General features: G+C 68.2%; 15 protein-coding genes and 1 pseudogene. 4 read left to right on the forward strand and 12 right to left on the reverse strand.

The genetic code is table 11. The features are described 5' to 3' along the window. Window positions 1–212: 212 nt before the first annotated feature. Complete coding sequence (gene asnB / locus VMT40_RS36585; RefSeq protein WP_326364232.1) at window positions 213–2,180, forward strand: asparagine synthase (glutamine-hydrolyzing); 1,968 nt, start codon at window positions 213–215, stop codon at window positions 2,178–2,180. 4 nt (window positions 2,181–2,184) lie between these two features. On the opposite strand, the gene VMT40_RS36590 is transcribed toward asnB, so the two are convergent. Genes VMT40_RS36590 through VMT40_RS36605 form a run of 4 tightly spaced genes read right to left on the reverse strand, consistent with a single transcriptional unit; the run spans window position 2,185 to window position 5,736 of the window. Then, window positions 2,185–3,162 carry a glycine betaine ABC transporter substrate-binding protein gene (locus tag VMT40_RS36590; RefSeq protein WP_326364233.1) on the reverse strand — a complete coding sequence of 326 codons (978 nt, stop codon included), beginning with the start codon at window positions 3,160–3,162 and terminating at the stop codon, window positions 2,185–2,187. After that, a complete protein-coding gene (locus VMT40_RS36595; protein ID WP_326364234.1) occupies window positions 3,159–3,935 on the reverse strand; it encodes an ABC transporter permease in 777 nt (258 codons plus the stop codon). Before VMT40_RS36595 ends, VMT40_RS36590 begins: the two co-directional genes overlap by 4 nt. Next, window positions 3,932–5,092: an ABC transporter ATP-binding protein gene (locus tag VMT40_RS36600; protein WP_326364235.1), complete on the reverse strand. Its 1,161-nt coding sequence runs from the start codon at window positions 5,090–5,092 to the stop codon at window positions 3,932–3,934. The genes VMT40_RS36595 and VMT40_RS36600 overlap by 4 nt, the downstream gene beginning before the upstream one ends. Beyond that, window positions 5,089–5,736, reverse strand: coding sequence for an ABC transporter permease (locus tag VMT40_RS36605; protein WP_326364286.1), 648 nt, complete (start codon window positions 5,734–5,736; stop codon window positions 5,089–5,091). The genes VMT40_RS36600 and VMT40_RS36605 overlap by 4 nt, the downstream gene beginning before the upstream one ends. A 212-nt stretch (window positions 5,737–5,948) precedes the next feature. Here VMT40_RS36605 and VMT40_RS36610 point away from each other — a divergent pair, with 212 nt between their 5' ends. Continuing rightward, window positions 5,949–7,355, forward strand: coding sequence for a DUF1254 domain-containing protein (locus VMT40_RS36610; protein ID WP_326364236.1), 1,407 nt, complete (start codon window positions 5,949–5,951; stop codon window positions 7,353–7,355). Between the two features lie 19 nt (window positions 7,356–7,374). Here VMT40_RS36610 and VMT40_RS36615 read toward each other — a convergent pair whose 3' ends face one another. The 3 genes and pseudogenes from VMT40_RS36615 to VMT40_RS36625 all read right to left on the reverse strand — a co-directional run bounded on the left by VMT40_RS36615 (window position 7,375) and on the right by VMT40_RS36625 (window position 10,093). Next, window positions 7,375–8,037, reverse strand: coding sequence for a methionine ABC transporter permease (locus VMT40_RS36615; RefSeq protein WP_326364287.1), 663 nt, complete (start codon window positions 8,035–8,037; stop codon window positions 7,375–7,377). Between the two features lie 179 nt (window positions 8,038–8,216). Further along, window positions 8,217–9,221, reverse strand: a pseudogene (locus tag VMT40_RS36620) (methionine ABC transporter ATP-binding protein); the annotation flags it as partial. After that, window positions 9,218–10,093, reverse strand: a complete 876-nt coding sequence (locus VMT40_RS36625) for a MetQ/NlpA family ABC transporter substrate-binding protein (RefSeq protein ID WP_326364237.1) — start codon at window positions 10,091–10,093, stop codon at window positions 9,218–9,220. The pseudogene VMT40_RS36620 and the gene VMT40_RS36625, both read right to left, overlap by 4 nt. Before the next feature lie 153 nt (window positions 10,094–10,246). Here VMT40_RS36625 and VMT40_RS36630 point away from each other — a divergent pair, with 153 nt between their 5' ends. Then, entirely contained in the window at window positions 10,247–11,110 is an 864-nt protein-coding gene (locus VMT40_RS36630; RefSeq protein ID WP_326364238.1) for a MetQ/NlpA family ABC transporter substrate-binding protein, read from the forward strand. 9 nt (window positions 11,111–11,119) lie between these two features. Here VMT40_RS36630 and VMT40_RS36635 read toward each other — a convergent pair whose 3' ends face one another. Continuing rightward, the gene (locus VMT40_RS36635; RefSeq protein ID WP_326364239.1) at window positions 11,120–12,280 is read right to left on the reverse strand and encodes a hypothetical protein; all 1,161 of its coding nucleotides are present in this window, start codon (window positions 12,278–12,280) and stop codon (window positions 11,120–11,122) included. A 78-nt stretch (window positions 12,281–12,358) separates the two neighbouring features. Further along, on the reverse strand, window positions 12,359–13,162 hold the full coding sequence (locus VMT40_RS36640) for a bestrophin-like domain (protein WP_326364240.1): 804 nt from the start codon (window positions 13,160–13,162) through the stop codon (window positions 12,359–12,361). Window positions 13,163–13,385: 223 nt separating this feature from the next. Between VMT40_RS36640 and VMT40_RS36645 the strand changes: the two genes are divergently transcribed. Continuing rightward, window positions 13,386–14,510, forward strand: a complete 1,125-nt coding sequence (locus tag VMT40_RS36645) for a lipase family protein (protein ID WP_326364241.1) — start codon at window positions 13,386–13,388, stop codon at window positions 14,508–14,510. Window positions 14,511–14,728: 218 nt separating this feature from the next. Here VMT40_RS36645 and VMT40_RS36650 read toward each other — a convergent pair whose 3' ends face one another. The 3 genes from VMT40_RS36650 to VMT40_RS36660 form a co-directional block, all read right to left on the reverse strand. Continuing rightward, complete coding sequence (locus tag VMT40_RS36650; RefSeq protein WP_326364242.1) at window positions 14,729–15,475, reverse strand: adenosylcobinamide-GDP ribazoletransferase; 747 nt, start codon at window positions 15,473–15,475, stop codon at window positions 14,729–14,731. 201 nt (window positions 15,476–15,676) lie between these two features. Continuing rightward, a complete protein-coding gene (gene cobT, locus VMT40_RS36655; RefSeq protein ID WP_326364243.1) occupies window positions 15,677–17,728 on the reverse strand; it encodes a nicotinate-nucleotide--dimethylbenzimidazole phosphoribosyltransferase in 2,052 nt (683 codons plus the stop codon). Window positions 17,729–17,804: 76 nt separating this feature from the next. Then, window positions 17,805–18,074 carry a hypothetical protein gene (locus tag VMT40_RS36660; protein WP_326364244.1) on the reverse strand — a complete coding sequence of 90 codons (270 nt, stop codon included), beginning with the start codon at window positions 18,072–18,074 and terminating at the stop codon, window positions 17,805–17,807. Between the last annotated feature and the right edge of the window lie 44 nt (window positions 18,075–18,118).

An 18,118-nucleotide genomic window follows, 5' to 3' on the forward strand; every position in this document is an offset into this window, starting at 1 on the left:
AGTTTCCCAAGTACTACGCAGCGTAGACCAAGAAACCGCCCCCGTTGTGATCGGGTCCGGTTCGACACTCCGGAAACCTCATAAGCACTGGATACGGCCTCTGGCGGCGGGATCTGCCCGGGTACGGCATACTCGGGCAGTAGGTTTCGCGTCGTGCGCGCCCACGCGGGTGCGCCCCAATCCTTTGATTCCGGAAAGAGGTTCCTGCCGCAGTGTGTGGACTGCTCGGATTTCTGACAGCTGGCACGGCTACAACCCCGGACGGGCGGACGGTCGAAACCACGGCATCGCACGTGTACGAGGCCCTGCACTGCCAGCGGCACCGCGGCCCCGACGAGCGCGGCACCTGGAACGACGAGCACATGATCTTCGGCTTCAACCGCCTGTCGATCATCGATATCGAGCATTCGCACCAGCCGCTGCGCTGGGGTCCGCCGGAGAACCCCGAGCGCTACGCCATGACCTTCAATGGCGAGATCTACAACTACCTCGAACTGCGCGCCGAGTTGAAGGAAGCGCACGCGGCCGAGTTCGGCGATGCACCCATGTTCCGCACCGAGGGTGACGGCGAGGCCATTGTGGCGGCCTTCCACTACTGGGGCGCGAAGGCCGCGAGCCGGTTGCGCGGCATGTTCGCCTTCGCCATCTGGGATACCGAGCTGAACAAGCTGTTCCTGGCGCGCGACCCGTTCGGCATCAAGCCGCTGTTCGTCGCCACCGGCAAGGGCGGCACCGCGTTCTCCAGCGAGAAGAAGAGCCTGCTGGGACTGCTTCCGGCGCTGGAGCTTTCCGACGCGCTGGACCCGCGCGCGCTCGAGCACTACACGGTGCTGCAGTACGTGCCCGAGGCCGAGACCCTGCACAAGGACATTCGCCGCCTCGAATCCGGTTGCTACGCCTGGGTCGAGCCGGGCGAAACCCCGCGCGTGACCCGCTACTTCAACCCGCAGTTCCGGGTGCAGAAGTTCGCGGCGGGCTCGGCAGCCAAGCGATACAAGGAGATCGCCGAGGCCCTCGAGGACTCGGTCGCCAAGCACATGCGCGCGGATGTGACCGTCGGCGCGTTCCTGTCCGGCGGCATCGACTCCACCGCCATTGCGGCCCTGGCCATTCGCCACAATCCGAACCTGCTGACCTTCACCTCGGCGTTCGAGCGCCAGGGCTACTCGGAGGCCGACGTGGCCGCCGAGACCGCGGAGGCCATCGGCGCGAAGCACTACATCCGCATGGTCTCCCCCGAGGAGTATGCGGCCGCCATCCCCGAAATCGTCTGGTACCTGGACGAACCCGTGGCCGACCCGGCGCTGGTGCCGCTGTACTTCGTGGCCAAGGAGGCCCGCAAGCACGTCAAGGTCGTGCTCTCGGGCGAGGGTTCCGACGAGCTGTTCGGCGGCTACACCATCTACCGGGAACCGCTGTCGCTCAAGCCCTTCGAGTACCTGCCCAAGGGCCTGCGCAAGCTGGCGGGCAAGATCTCCGACCGCATTCCCGAGGGCACCCGCGGCAAGAGCCTGCTGCACCGCGGCTCGCTCACCATGGAGGAGCGCTACTACGGCAACGCGCGCAGCTTCAATGACGCCCAATTGCGTTCGGTGCTGCGCGAATTCCGCCCGGAGTGGACGCACCAGGACGTGACCGCGCCCATCTACGGCATGCAGGGCTACGGCTGGGATCCAGTGGCGCGCATGCAGCATCTGGACCTGTTCACCTGGCTGCGCGGCGACATCCTGGTCAAGGCCGACAAGATGACCATGGCCAACTCCCTGGAGTTGCGCGTGCCGTTCCTGGATCCCGAGGTGTTCAAGGTCGCCGAGAAGATCCCGGTCGAGCAGAAGATCACCAAGGAAACCACCAAATACGCGCTGCGCCAGGCGCTCACCGACATCGTGCCCCCGCACGTGCTCAACCGCGCCAAGCTCGGCTTCCCGGTCCCGTTGCGCCACTGGCTGCGCGGCCCGGAACTCTACGACTGGGCCCGCACCCAGATCACCGAGTCGGGCACCGACCACCTGCTCAACAAGCAGGCCATCCTCGACATGCTCGAGGCCCACCGCACCGGCCCGGTCGACCACTCCCGCCGCCTGTGGACGCTGATCGTCTTCATGATCTGGCACGGCATCTTCGTCGAGAACCGCATCAAGCCGGAGATCCAGGAGCCAACCTACCCGGTCAACCTCTGAACCGTCAGCGCGTGGTGACGAAGCCCTGCTGGACCATCCAGTCGCGGGCCACCTCGGCGGGTTCGCGGCCGTCCACGTCGACCTTGCGGTTGAGTTCGGTGATGACCGGGTTGGTGAGCAGGGCGGAGATCGGGGCCATGAGCGCCGCGACGTCCGGGTGGGCCTTGTCGAAATCGGCGCGGAGGACAAGGGCCGCATTGTATTTGGGGAAGAAGGAGAGGTCGTCCTTGAGTAGCACCAGGTCGAGAGCGGGGATGCGGCCGTCGGTGGCGGCGACGGAACCGAAGCGGCATTGGCGGGCGTCGGCGGTGGCCTGGTAGACGAGGGCGTCCTGGACGATCTGCTTGTGCACCTTGCCGATGTCGATGCCGTACTTGGCGGCCATGCCCGGGAATCCGTCGGGGCGGACATTGAATTCGGTGCCGACGCAGGTTCCGGCCGCGCCCGGATCCTTGGCGATGAGGGCGGCGTAGTCCGAGAGGCTGGCCACGCCGGTCTCCTGGGCGGTGCGTTTGCTGGTGACCATGGCGTAGGTGTTGTTCATCGGGGCCATATCGGTCCACACCATGCCGTGGGCAGCGCGGTCGGCGTCGCGGACGGCCTCGAACTGGCCGCGCTCGTCGGGGACGGGTTTCTCCTTGCCGAGGTAGTTCACCCAGCCGGTGCCGGTGTAGTCGTAGGCCACATCGATCTGACCGTGCAGCTGGGCGTCCCGAAGGCTGTTGGAGCCTTGAATATTCGTCAGGTCGCGCACATTCGCCCCGGCCGCGGACAGGGCGAATTCGATGAGGTAGCCGAGGATGTTCTGCTCGGTGAAATCCTTGGAGCCGACGGTGACCGTCACGCCGTGGAGCGCCGCCACCGGGTGAATGCTGCCCGGGCCGACCCGCAGCGGCACGGCACTGCCGGACTCGAGCCCACAGCCGGTCAGTCCGAGCAGCAGCCCGATTACCAGGCAGCACAACCGTTTTCCGGTTCTCACCGCAGCCCCCTGGGCCCGAGGAAGCGTTCGGCCAGCGCGCCGAGCCAGTCGACGAGCAGCGCCAGCGCCACCGCGAGCACGGCACCCACGACCAGAGTGACGTTGTCGCGCAGCTTGTATCCGGTGTCGATGAGGATGCCGAGTCCACCGGCGCTCACCAGGAACGACAGGGTCGCGGTGCCGACCGCGAGCACCAGCGAGGTCCGCAGGCCCGCCAGAATGTAGGGGACGGCCAGCGGAAACTCGATGCGCCGCAACACTGTTGCCGAGGACATGCCCTGTCCGCGTCCGGCGTCCACGACGGCCGGGTCCACCTGCTGGTAGCCGAGGATCGTATTGCGCAGCACCGGCAGCAGTGAATAGAACGCGATGGGCGCGACCCCGATCCAGAAGCCGGTGGTGCGGGTGACGAGGTAGAACAGGACGATCAAACCGATCGCGGGGGCGGAGGCGCCGATATTGGCGATGCCGATGAAAACCGGTGCGAGACGGCGGAATCCGGGCCGGGTGACCAGGGTGCCGAGCGGGACCGCCACCGCGAGAACGATCACCACCACCGCGAGGGTGATCACCAGGTGTTGCCGGGTGACGGTCACGATATTGTGCGCGTTCATGCTGGCGCGCTGGGTCGCGGTGAGCGTGCGGGTGAAGGCCCAGATCAGCACACCGGCGGTCAGCGCGGCGACGAGCAAGGGTTCGACGAGCAGCCGCAGGCCCTCGGCGCGGCGGGCGGTCGCGGTGGCGGCGGGTCCGGCGACGGTGTTCGCGGTCATGCGCGCGTCCCCTCGGCCTCCTGGTCCCGCAGCGCGGACAGATGCGCGACCAGGGTGTCGATGGTGATCAGGCCCGCGTATTCGCCACGCGGGCCGGTGATCACGGCGGTCGCATTGCGTTCGGCGAGCAGGGCACCGAGCGCGTGCTGCAAGGTGGACCGCAGCGACAGCACCTGTCCGACCGGACGGCCTATATCGCGCAGGGACCCCGCCGAGGCGAGCTGTTCGGCCGAGACCCACCGCAGTGGCCGCCGCTGGTCGTCCAGGATGAGGGCCCAGGGCCATTCGCGACCGGCGAGCGCCTCGCGCAGCACCGCGACCGGTTCGTCCTCGGCGGCGACCGGGCAGTCGCCGAGATCCACGTCCGCGACCCGGGTCAGGGTCAATTGTTTGAGCGAGGCGTCTCCCCCGACGAAACCCGCGACCGTCTCATCGGCGGGATTGGCCAGGATCGCGGCCGGGGTGTCGTACTGGAGAATGCGGGATCGACTGCCCAGCACCGCGATTCGATCACCGAGCTTGACCGCCTCGGTGAAATCGTGGGTCACGAACACGATCGTCTTGCCCAATTCGGCCTGCAGGCGCAGCAATTCGTCCTGCAGCAGCCCGCGGGTGATGGGATCGACCGCGCCGAACGGCTCGTCCATGAGCAGGACCGGCGGATCGGCGGCCAGCGCCCGGGCGACCCCGACGCGCTGTTGCTGCCCGCCCGAGAGCTGGCGCGGATACCGGCGGCGATAGGTGGCCGGATCCAGGCCGACCAGCTCGAGCATCTCGTCGACGCGAGCGGCGATGCGTTTGCGATCCCAGCCGAGTAATCCCGGCACGGTGGCGATGTTCTTGGCCACCGACAGGTGCGGGAACAATCCGGCCTGCTGAATGGAATACCCGATGCCGCGCCGCAATTCGTCCGGATCCATGGCGGCGGCGTCCTGGCCGCCAATGGAGATCACGCCCTCACTGGGCTCGATGAGGCGGTTGATCATGCGCAGCGTGGTGGTCTTGCCGCAGCCCGACGGGCCGACCAGCACCACGATCTCGCCCGCCGGAATGGTCATCGAGACGTCCTCGACGGCTGGATCCGGCTGTCCCGCATAGTATTTGGATACGTGGTAGAGACCGATGTCGACTCCGGACACCGTCGCGTCGGCGGTCATCGCAGCCCCTTCGAGGTGGTGAAACGTCCGATGAGCAGGAACGCCCCGTCCAGCAGCAGGGCGAGCACGATGACCAGCACGGTGCCGGTCAGCGCCTGCGGCACGGCATTCGGGCTGCCGAGCCGCGACAGACCGGACAGGATCACATTGCCCAGCCCCGGCCCCTTCGCATAGGCGGCCAGCGCGAGAATGCCCATGATCAGCTGGGTGCTCACCCGCATGCCGGTCAGAATCGCAGGCCAGGCCAGCGGCAGTTCGATCACCGCCAGCACGCGCCACCGGTTCATGCCGACCCCGCGCGCGGCGTCCACCACGGCCGGATCCACCGACGACAGTCCGATGATGGCATTGCGCAGGATCGGCAGCAGCGCGTAGACCACCAGCGCCGCGACGGTCGGCGCGACACCCAGACCGAGCACCGGGATCAGCAAACCCAGCAGCGCGAACGACGGCACCGTCAACACCGCGCTGGCCGCCGCCGTCGCCGCCGAGGACCCGAGCGGACTGCGATAGACCAGCACCGCGATGGCAACCGCCACCACCGTGGCGATCAACAGCGACTGCACCACCGCCGACACATGAAGATAGGAATCGACGAGCAACTGCTGCCGTCGCGACACCAAAAACTTCCACAGCGCATCCACAGTCCCCACCTCCCGGATCCCGCTGTCTCGCAGAGTATCCCGGACCCGCCGCCCCCACCCCCGGAACGACCGGAATGCGCGATCGGAGGCCGACCCGGCAGTACGGTAACCAGTGGTTAGCACGCTTACTTGCAGTGGTACTGCAAAAACGTCAGTATTGGTGGCGGCCTGTCCGGTACGCACAGGCCCGAGTGGAAAGGGCGCTGGCATCTATGGACTTCCCGTCGAACCATCGGACCGGACGTTTCTCCCGACGACAGGCCTTCGGGCTGGGTGCGGCGGTCACGGCCGCCCTCGCGCTCACCGCCTGCGGCAAGTCCGAGAGCGGTTCGACCGCGACCGGCACCACCCCGGCCTCGACGGATCCCAAGGACATCGCCGCCGACGCCTACGTCTTCGGCTATCCGCTGGTCCTGATGGATGTCACCCGCGAAACCGCCGGGCCCGCCAATCAATTCGTGCACGCGACCCCACCGACCCCGGACGCCAAGCAGGTCGTGCGGCTCAATCTCGACACGCTCTACTCGCAGGCCTGGTTGGATCTGCGCGCCGAGCCCATGGTGTTGCAGGTGCCGCGGATCGAGGCCGGGCGGTACTGGCTCATGCAGTTGCTGGATGCGTGGACCAATACCGTGCACAATCCGAGCAGCACGGACCCGCAGGTGAAATCCGGCGCGCCACAGACCTATGTGATCACTGGGCCGAACTGGACCGGGAACCTGCCCGATCACGTCACGCAACTGGCCATGCCGACCGGCACCACGTGGCTGCTGGGCCGCATCGAATACAAGGGCGGCGACGACCTGGCCGCGGTGCGCGCGCTCCAGGAACAGTTGAAGCTCTCCCCGCTGAGCGTCTACCTGCAGAACCCGGACGCGGGCGGCGGGCCGGGAGCCCAGGCGGCGGGCGGGAATCCACCGGCGCAGACGGTCGCCACCATGGACGCGACCACGTTCATGAATCGCCTGTGCGCGCTCATGTCGCTGAATCCGCCCGCCCCCGCGGACGCCGACGCCATGAAGCGCTTCGCCACCCTGGGCATCACGCCCGGCGCGTCCATGACCACCGCGCCCGCCGATGTGCTGACCGCCGCTGCGACGGCGGCCCGCAAGCAGGTGATGTCGTATCGAAACCCCAAGGCGATCAACGAGAACGGCTGGTCGTTCAATCCGAATGTGGGCACCTACGGCACCGAGTACACATTGCGCGCGCAGGTCGCCGCGGTCGGGCTCGGGGCGAATCTGCCCAAGGACGCGATCTATCCGACCGTCACCGCGAATGCCGACGGGGGCAGCCGCTTCCGCCTCACCTTTCCCAAGGGTCAGCTGCCACCCGTCGACGCCTTCTGGTCGCTCACGGCCTACGACGCCCAGAGCTACCTGGTCCAGAACCCGGCGGGCATCTACTCCGTCGGGCATCTGATACCGCTCACCCCGACCGCGGACGGCTCGGTCGAGATCGTCGTGCAGAACGCCGATCCCGGCCCGAGCGTCCCCGCCGGGCACTGGCTGCCCATTCCCGAGTCGGGACAGTTCTCCTTGACCCTGCGCCTCTACGCTCCGAAATCCGAAGCGCTGGAGGGCAAGTGGAAGGTGCCGCAGCTCGAGAAGCTGAGCTGAGGCCCGGGCGGCCCGTAGCTCACCGCCGAAGTACCCTGCGGGCCAACCAGTTTCCGACGAACTGAATCCCCTGCACCCCGGCGATAATGATCAGGGTCGCCACCAGGGTGACCTGCCAGTCGAACCGCTGATACCCGTAGACCAACGCGAAGTCACCGAGCCCGCCACCGCCGACCGTGCCCGCCATGGCGGACATGTCGACAATCGCGATCACCACGAAGGTGTACCCGAGCACCAAGGGCCCCAACGCCTCCGGAATCAACAGCGTCAGAATGATCCGCAACGGCCCGGCCCCCATCGACCGCGCCGCCTCGATCACCCCGGGATCCACGGTCACGAGGTTTTGCTCGACGATCCGCGCGATCCCGAACGAGGCGGCCACGATCATCACGAACGCGGCCGCGTCGGTCCCGATCGTCGTCCCGATCACCTTCAGCGTCACCGGCCCCAACGCCGCCAGCAGAATAATGAACGGAATCGGCCGCACCACATTCACCAGCACGTTCAACACCAGGTTGACCGGCGCATTGGCCAGCAACCCGCCCTTTCGAGTGGTGTACAGCGCGGTCCCCAACGCCAGCCCAATGGTCCCGCCCACCACGAAGGTGAGCAGCACCAGATAGACGGTGGTCCCCACCGCCTCGCTCAACACGGGCCGCAGCCGATCCCAATCCGTGTGCACGGCAGCCAGATTGCTCACCTGTCCGACCGAACCGGCCGCAATGCGCGGACTTTCGCTCATCCGCCCGATCATGCGCTCCTCCGTCCGTCCTCGAGCACCGCTGCGGCAATGCCCTTCGCGGTCACATTCCGCGCATCCGTACCCCTCACGTGCGGATCCGCCGCGCCCTCGTCCGCGTGGGCCGAGAGCCGTTCGGCCACCTCCCGGACCGCGTCCTCCGGGCCGGTCAGGGCCAGGGTGAGACTGCCGAAGGTCTTGTCCTGCAAGGCGCTGACGCCGCCGAAGACGATCTCGAAGCCGACTCCCGCGGATGCGGCGGCGGCCAGTTCCGCGCCGAGGCGGTTGTCGCCGGTGATCGGGACGGTCACCAGGGTGCCCGGGTGGCGCTCACCCAAGCGTCGTAGTTCGTCGTCGGTCGGGCGGTTGTGCAGGACCGTTTCGACGAAGGAGCGGGTGGGTGGGGCGGTGGGGGCGGAGAAGACGTCGAAGGTGCTGGCCAACTCCACAACTCGGCCCTCGGCCAGGACGGCCACGCGATCGGCCACCGCGCGAATGACATCCATTTCGTGGGTGATGACCACGATGGTGACGCCGAGTTCCCGGTTGATCTTCTTCAGCAGGCGCAGCACCTCACCCGTGGTCTCCGGGTCCAGCGCCGAGGTGGCCTCATCCGCCAGCAGCAGTGACGGGGAGGTGGCCAGCGCGCGGGCAATGCCCACCCGCTGCTTCTGCCCGCCGGAGAGCTGATCCGGGTAGCTGCGCGCCTTGTCCGAAAGCCCCACGAACTCCAGGAGTTCGGCCACGCGCGCCTTGCGCCGCGCACGTGGCCAGCCCGCCACCTTCAGCGGGTATTCGATATTGCCCGCGGCCGTGCGCGAGCGAAACAGGTTGAACTGCTGGAAGATCATGCCGATATCGCGGCGCAGCTGCCGGACCCGGGACTCCGGGACCCCGGTAATGGGGTCGCCGGAGATCAGGATGGTGCCGTCGGTGGGCTTCTCCAAGGCATTGATCAGCCGCACCAGCGTGGACTTGCCCGCGCCGGAATACCCGATCACACCGAAGATCTCGCCGCGCTCGATGCGCAGGTCGATGCCGTCCAGCGCGGTGTGGCGCTGCTTGCCGCTGCGAAAAACCTTGGTGACCGAACGGAATTCGACAGCGGCAACCCCGGTCTCGCTCATTTGCCGTCGCGGATGGTCTGCTGCACCCGCGCCAGGATCTGCTCCAACTCCGGTCCGGCCTTGCGCACCTCGACCGCGGTGCCCTTGGAATCCTCCGCCTCGGCCTTCTGCACCGCGGGGCTGTGGAAGATGTCGACCAGCTTCAGATACGTGGCGTTGTTCTTGTCCGCGGCGCGGGTGACCAGCGCGTTGATGTAGGGCGCGGCACCGGGATTACTCGGGTCGTCCTTGTACAGCGCGCTGTTCGGATCGATATCGGCCTTGGACAGGTAGGTGTTGTTGACGATCGCGCCATCCACCGAGGCCAGCGACAGCGCGGTCTGCGCGGCGTCGACCGGGGTCACCTTCACCTTGGACGCGCCCTTGTCGATATCGGCGGGCGTCGGCTGGCCCTTGTCACCGGACAGCTTCAACAGCCCGGCCGCCTGCAAAACGAACAGCGCGCGAGCCTGATTGGTCGGATCGTTGGGTATCGCGATCTCCGCACCCGGCCCGAACTCGGTGAGCGACTTGTGCTTCTTCGAGTAAAGCCCCAGCGGCACAATGTAAGTCGCGCCGATCGGCGTCAGATCCTGATTGTTGGCCACGTTGTACTGGCCCAGGAACTGCAGGTGCTGGAACAGATTCACGTCGATCTGCTTCTGCGCCAACGCGATATTGGGCTGCGAGTAGTCCGAGTAGTGGACGATATCGAGGGTGATGCCCTGCTTCTTGGCCTCGTCCTTGAAGACGTCCCAGTGCGGATCGGACTCGGTGGTGCCGATGCGCACGGTATTGCCGCCGGAATCCCCGCTCGAGCCGCAAGCCGTGAGGGTGAGGCTCGCGACGGCTGCTACCAGGACCGGGATCGCCAGTACCCGATGGAATTTCACTCGTGCTCCCGCATGAATCGTCGGACCCGGGGTCGGGCCGAGATGACAATGAACCCGGCCATGCAACCGTGCGGGCAATCCCCGGGCAATGATTGCGATCCGCGCGAGCCGAACGCTTCCGGCGCGCGCCATCCCTCCCCTACGGTGCGTGAAATGCGAAAATTGCGCCGTTTCCTGGTGATTCCGGTCCTGCTCTCGCTGGCGCTGACGGCCGCCTGTGGCAAGGAACACCACGGTGACGTGGTGCGTATCGGTGTGAACGACCTCGCACTGCCGCACTGGGATGTGTTCAAGAAGAAGGCCGCCGCCGCGGGCATCACGGTCGAGTTCACCAACTTCACCGACTACAACCAGCCGAACCCGGCGCTGTCCCAGGGGCAGGTGGATCTCAACAAGTTCCAGCACATCCGCTACCTGGCCAATTACAACGCCCGCAACAACGACACGCTCGTTCCGATCGGGGCGACGGAGATCTATCCGCTGGGGCTGTACTCGAAGAAGCACAAGTCGGTCGGTGAGATCCCGCAGGGCGGGGAGATCACCTTGAGCAACAATCCCGCGAATCAGGTGCGGCCACTGCTGAATCTGGCGGCGGCCGGGCTCATCGTGTTGAAGAACGGCGGATCGTGGGATTCCAAGCTCGAGGATGTGGACAAGGCCGCATCCAAGGTCAAACTCACCACCATCGACCCAACCCTCACGGCCTCCTCGCTGGACAGCGTGGACGCCGCCTACGTCGACGACACCTGGGCCCGCCAGGCGGGCCTGACCAATGACCAGATCATCTACACCGACGACCCGAATCGACCGGACCTGAAGCAGTACATCAATATCTTCGCCGCCCGCGCCGCCGACAAGGACAACCCGAAGTACCTGCAGTTGACGCAGATCTACCACGACCCGGAGGTCGAGGCGGCGATCAAGGCCGAGGCCGGATTCCAGGGCATCCTCAAAACCAACTCCCCCGCCGACCTCCAGGCAACCGCCACCGACCTGGAGGCCAAGTTCCGCAAGTGAATCGACCGGCTATTCGGCGGCGCTGCCCCCGTGTCCGCGGGCCATTCGGATGCGGGCACCGGCGAGGATGGTGATGATCAGGACGGTCATGAACTGCAACGCGGTCCAGGGGACGCGTTGCGGCGGTGGCGCGGGCGCGACGTAGGCGACCGGTGGTGGCGGAATCGGCCTCGGCGCGGGCGGCACCACCACCGGTTGCGGCTCGGGCGCGGGGGCGACGACCGGTACGACGGCGGGTGCGGGCGCCGGGGCTGGGGGCGGCGGAATCTCCAGGGGGATACCGGGTTCCGGCGGCATCGGGACCGGCAGCAGGAGCAGGCAGGTGAGCAGCGCGCTGCCGGTCATGGCGCTACCCACCGCGACGCTGCCCGCTCCGGCGGACCCCGACCCGACCAGGCCACTACCGGTCACGGTGCTGCCGATCCCGGCGGATCCGAGGCCGCTACCGGTCATCGCGCTGCCCACCCCGGCGGAGCCGGGTCCGACCAGGCCGGGCACGAGTCCGGGGCCGATCAGGCCGGAGCCGGTCCCACTGCCTGTCAGTAGACCAAGGCCCAGCACGGCGCTGCCAACCACCGCGCCGCCCACGCAGGCGGTGGCGACACTGCCGGAGTCCAGTCCGGCCAGCCCGCCAAGGGTGTTGGGCGCGGCGGCAGGGCTCAGCGAGGTGGCCGGGTTCAGCGGGATCGCGGGATACAGCGGGGTCGCCGGATCGACCGGCCGCGCCGCCCCGCCGGTGTTGTACGAATTCACGTGCGGCAGCAACAAACTCGCCGCGTCGGCCGCGATTCCGCTACCGGTCTGAGCGCTGCCGGTGACGCTGCTGCCGGTACTGAGCGACCCGCCCGCGACAGTGCCGGGCAACAGATCGATAGCGCCGGGCCGCAGATCGACATTGCCCGGCGGTGGGTTCCCAGGTCCGAGCCCCAGCGAGCTGCCGGTGGACGCCCCGCCGCTGCCCGGCCCCGACTGGCTGCCTGTGAAACTACTACCGCTGCCCAGCCCGAGCCCGCTGCCGGAGGGCGCGTCGATAGGCGCGGGCGCATCCGAACCCGCACTGCCGCTGAGGATCTCACCGATCGGCGGCAACACCGGTAGTCCCGGATCCGCGTCGGCGACGCCCGGTCGCACGGCCAGTACCGCGGCTGCCAGCGGGACCGCCGTGGCCACCGCGAATCCCCGTGCCGCCCTGGTGGTTCGAGTCACAGTGCCTCCGAAAACCGTGTGCGAATGGTGCTGTGGCGGGCGTCAGCGCGGATTGGCGCTGGCCGCCGGGGCCGTGGAGGCGATGTGTTCGAAGCGGGACAGGGCCTGTTCATAGGCGTCCCGGGAGACGTGGTCGCCGCCCGAGAACGGTTGATCCAGTTGGTAGATGGCCACAATGACCGCGCCGATCACCAATCCGAACAGGCCGGTCATGAGAATGCTGCGCTTGGTGACCACCACACCGGAGAGCACGGTGCCGAACAGCAGCATGACGGTCGCGAACCACAGTGCCACGTACAGGAATCCGGGCAGCCGATATCCGGCGTCCAGACCCCGGTCGTAGCGCGCGTCCGCGATGGCCTCGACGGCGGTCATCGCCTTGTCCTGGGTCGCTTTGGCATCCGCGTCCGCGGCCGGTGCCGCGGCCACCGCCTCCCGCAGATCGTCGAGGGTGGCCTGGGCGGCGGGGCTGAGCCGCCGCTGCTGGTCCATCACCCGCCACTCGTCGCCGACTACCTGCTTCGTGTAATCCTTGACCAGCGCCTGGATCTGGGTGCGATCCGGCTCGGGCATCTGAGCGGCGGTCTCGTACACGCTCACCAAGGCCTTGCCCTCGGTCACGGTGTGCTCGTGTGAGGTGTCGTACTGCTGCCACAGCACCACCACCACGAAGGCCACGATGGCGGCGAAGAACATGTTCACCAGGTCGAGCATCATGTGCCCCGCACCCTGATCATCGCTGTGCCGCCACGATTTCGGCCGCAGCCGATCCCCCACCACGAAGACCGTCACCGCCACCACCGCGAACAGCACGAGCAAACCCAGCTGCACCAGAACTCCGAGCATTCCGCGACTCCATTTCCGCGCCAGAGCAGTTGCGATCACGAGGTATTCGCAACCACTGGTCGGTCGGATTGCACCGGCAAACAATCTGTTACGTGCCGCTTCGGCGGGCTACGGCGCAATCCCCCGATTTTGGGGGTGCGTGACCGTAGCCACAGTCACGCTCACGCCCTCGGGTGATCGATAGCGTCGAGATGGGTCGGTGGTACGCGAGAGGTGAGGTGCTATGGGCTGCAAGGGATTAGGGGTGCTGGCGGTGGCCGGTGCGATCGCCGTGGGAGGGGTCTTCGTCCCGGCGACGGCGTCCGCGCGAGACAGCGGCGTCGGCACGGTGGTCGACACGCCGGTCACGATGGGCTGGGGCGGGCTGGAGCGCGCGCGGAACATTCGATACGTGACCGAGGGCCCGACCGGCGCGACCACCGTCGCCACGGGAATCCTCGCGCTGCCGACCGGTCCCGCGCCGCGAGGCGGATGGCCGGTCGTGGCTTGGGATCACGGGTCGCGAGGGCTCGATCCGAGCTGTGGAATCACCGCCTATCCCGGGCCGGATGCCGAAATCGTCAGGCGTTTCGTCGATCTCGGCTACGCGGTCGTGGCTCCCGACTACGTCGGACTGGGCCCGGGCACCGTCGGACCGCATCCCTATCAGCATGGGCGCACTGAGGCGACCGCGACCATCGACCTGGTCCGGGCCGCTCGGCAAGCCGAACCGAATCTATCGAAATCCTGGGCGGTGGCCGGGGTTTCGCAGGGCGGTCATGCCGCCCTCAACACCGGCAACACCGCTCCAATCTATGCGCCCGAGTTGGATTTTCGAGGCACGATCGCACTCGCGCCAGCATCCAATATCGACAATGTCCTCCCCCTCGCCGGGCCTTCCACGCCCGGCATCCCCGGCACCGCCGATATCGTGGGCATCTTCGCCGCCGTGATGGTCGGACTCCAAACGGCCCAACCCGATTTCGACCTAGACGCCTACCTCACCCCCGCAGGCAAGAACCTACTCACCCGCCTCCGCACCACCTGCGTCCAGGACTGGGGCACCGTAGTAGGCTCCGACTCCTTCGCCACCATCCTGGCGCGCCCCCTGTCCACCGGCGAATTCCCCAACCGCCTACGCAAATACACCGCCGTCCCCACCTCCGGCTACCACCAGCCAATCTTCCTAGGCCAAGGCACCACCGACCTCTCGGTCCCCCTCCCCGCCACCCAGGCCCTGGCAACCGCCTTCCAAGCCAGCGCCACCGACTACCAATTCCACACCTACGACACCGACCACCAGGGCATCCCCTACGCAGCCTGGAACGACCTGACCGACTTCCTCACCCACATCCTCCCGCCCCGCTGACCTCACCCCGACACACTCGGCGGCGCGTCGAGCGAATGACACCCGTGACGCGCCGCCACTCCGCAGCCCGCAGGCCACGGCGGCTCTCAGCGCGCGACAGCAACTCTCGGTACGAGTCACAGCGGCTCTCAACGTGGGCCACAGGCAGCTCTCAGCGCGAGCCACAGCAGCCTCTGCACGAGCGACGGGCGGTCTCCGCGCGGGAGCTGCGGCTGATCTCAGCGCGCGAGTGAGAGTACGGCTGCGGTGAGGGTGACGCTCAATTCCAGTGCGGCCCCGAGCACATCGCCATTCAGGCCGCCGAACCGCCGCACACAATGCCGCACCAGCAGCACCGACGCCGCCAATCCCAGCAGCACGGCGATCGGCCCCTGCCAGTAATTGCCGGTGGCGAATACCGCCGCCACACAGGCAAACCCACCCCAGGTGAGACCGACGACCGGGCGCTGAGTCCCCGCGACCAGCGCACCAAATCCGGCCCCCGGAGCCGCCTCGATCCCCCGTCGGCACGCCAGCACCACCGCGACCCTCCCGACCGCCACGGCAACCACGACCGCCACCCACCGCCCCGCCCCAGCCAATGCCGCGAACGAAACCGCCTGCACCCCAATGGCGAACACCAGGGCAGCCACCCCAAACGGCCCGGCCCCACCACTCTTCATGATCTCCCGGGCACGCTCCGGCGACCCATAACTGCCAAGCCCATCCATGGTGTCGGCCAGCCCGTCGATATGCATCCCCCGCGTAATCAACGCCAGCCCCGCCACCCCCACGAACCCGGCCAGCAGCCACGAGGCCCCCAATTGCCCGAGCCCCCACATCAACCCGGTGAGCCCGGCCCCGAGCACCACCCCAACCACCGGTGCCCACGCAATGGCCCGCCCCGCCGCCCCCCGATCCACCTCATCCGGCCCCCGCATCGGCAACACCGTCAGCCACGAAACCGCCAACCGCACCCCGTTCACCCCGCCACCCCACTCACCCGCACAGCCGAATTCGCGGCTGCGCCGACACGGTAAGGCCGCGGGCCGCAGCACCGGTAGCCGGTCCCCGGCCGGGCGGATGCGCTCCGCGAGCGGCTGGCCGGGTGCGGTTCGGTCCGGCGGGCATGGTTGCGCGCCAACGCAGCTCGCAGTGCGCGGCGCGGCGGCGTATTCAGCGGCGAGCTACGCACCGGCCGGTTCGGCGTCTGCGTCGGCGGTGCTGACTCCCGCCTCGGCAAAGGTCGCCATTTCGCCGAGGGTGGCGACGGCCGCGCGGAGGAGGGGGAGGGCGGTGAGGGCGCCGGAGCCTTCGCCCAGGCGCATGCTCATGTCGACGAGGGGATCGAGGTCCAGGCGCTGGAGGGCGATGGTGTGGGAGGGCTCGCTGGAGCGGTGGCCCGCGACCCACCAGGCGCGGGAGCCGGGGGCGAGTTGGTCGGCGACCAGAGCGGCGGCGGTGACGACGACGCCGTCGAGGATGACGGGGGTGCGGCGGGCGGCCGCGCGGGCGAGGAAGCCCGCCATGGCCGCGAAGTCCGCGCCGGATGCGGTGCGCAGCAAGGCGACCGGGTCCTTGACGACCGGTCGGGCACGCCACATGGCGTCCCGGATCGCGGCGGTTTTGCGGATCCAGCCCGCGTCGTCGACACCGGTGCCGCGGCCGACGGCGATCACCGGCTCGGTGTCGGTAATGGCCGCGATCAGCACCGTGGCCGGGGTCGTATTGCCGATTCCCATGTCACCGGCGATGAGAAGGTCCGCGCCGGAATCGATTTCCTCGTCGGCGATGGTCGCACCGGCCGTCAGCGCCGCCTGCACCTCGGCCTCGCTCAGCGCGTCCTCCCGGTCGATGGAGCCGCTGGATCGCCGCACCTTGTGCCGCGAGATCTCCGGCGCCGTATCGCCCTCCACCGCAAGGTCTTCCACTCGCACCGACGCATCGGCCAAGCGCGCCAACACATTCACCGCCGCCCCGCCGTGCAGGAAGTTGGCGACCATCTGCGCGGTCACCTCACTCGGATACGCCGACACCCCATGCTTGGCCACCCCGTGATCACCCGCGAACACCACCACGCGCGCCCGCTCGAACTGCTTCGGCGGACACACCCCCTGACACGCCGCAACCCAGTTCGCCAACTTCTCCAGCCGCCCCAACGCCCCCGCGGGCTTGGTCAACTCCAACTGCCGCGCCTCCGCGGCCGCCCGCACCACCGCATCCGGCCCCGGCACCGGCCCAAACGAAATCCGCACCGGCTTGGTCAACCGCGGCCTCTCCTCCGAGGCCGCGGCAACAGAATCCTCGGCACCCGCAGTAGCGGCGCTTCCCGCACCGGCGGTGGTGGCACTCCCTACGCCGACGGGCGCGGACGCCGGATCACCTACCGCCATACCGGCATCAGCCCCGTGTGCCGACGCGGTGATCGTCGGATCCCCCACGCCCACACCCGCATCCGCCGACGCGGCCTCGTTCTCCAACGCGGCGGCGGTCACGGCTCCGGCGGCGGTCATGCCCAAGCCCGCGACGGCCTCCACCACGGCGGCGGACGTCGGAATTTGCTCCGCCGCAGACTGATCCGATCCGGCAGCGGTCGAACTCCCCGCCGCGGCAGCGGAACTCGCACCCGTCGCGACGACCGGCGAGCTCGTGGTCGCCGCGTCGGTGAGGGCGGCGGCCGAGGCGGCAGCGCGATCCGGCTTGACCTGGAGCGCCTGCCCGGCAACCACCAGGAAGACCTCGTCGCACACCTCGGCCAGGCGCTGGTTCAGGGTGCCGATCTCATCGCGGAACAGGCGGCCGGAGGCAGTGGCCGGGATGACGCCCAAGCCCACCTCGGGGCTGACGATTACCAGTCGCTCGTTGTATCCCGCAACTGCCGCGACGAGGGCGGCGATGTCCGGAGCCACGGTCCCGCGCGGGGCTTCCCAGGCCGCCCGCGCGTCCAGCCGCGCGGTCAGCCAGGTGCCGAGGTCATCCACCAGGGTCACGGACGCAGGCTCACCGAGCGCCGCGACCGGGTCCCCCTCCACAATCGTCCACGTCGCGGGCCGCCGAGCCCGGTGCGCCGCAATGCGTTCGGCGAAATCGGCGTCGGCGGGATCGGCCACCGCGGTCGCCACGTACCGCACCGCCTCCGACGCGACCAACTGTTCCGCGAAAGCCGACTTCCCGGACCGGGCGCCACCGAGCACCAGGGTCCGCAGCGGCCGATCGGTTGTCTGAGCAGTGTGCGACACGTCAGCACGGTATCAATTGCACCGACACTCCGGCCGAGTAGGCACGGTCATCGCGCAGATCCGGCCGAGCGCCGGGTCAGCCCTGCTCGTTGTGGACGCACATGATCTTCAGGTCCTTGGCGGTGTACGACCAGTCCGTACCCTGCGGGCAGTCCGACTCGTGGCTCACACTCGCGACGATCTTCCCGTCGTGCGGCTTCGAGCAGGACACCACCTTGTCGTGATTCGAGGTCGGCCCGCCCACCAGGCACTGTCCCTCCGCATTCCGCGGATCCTTACATCCGGTCGCGGTCCCGGCCACCAGAATCGCCAGCGGCACAGCGGCAATCAACACTCCCCAACGCACGATTGCGCATCGTAACGGTCGGCAGCGATGCGAGCGTCGTCCGA

The organism is Nocardia sp. CDC160 (assembly GCF_035818795.1).
In the GTDB taxonomy this organism is placed as follows: Bacteria; Actinomycetota; Actinomycetes; order Mycobacteriales; family Mycobacteriaceae; genus Nocardia.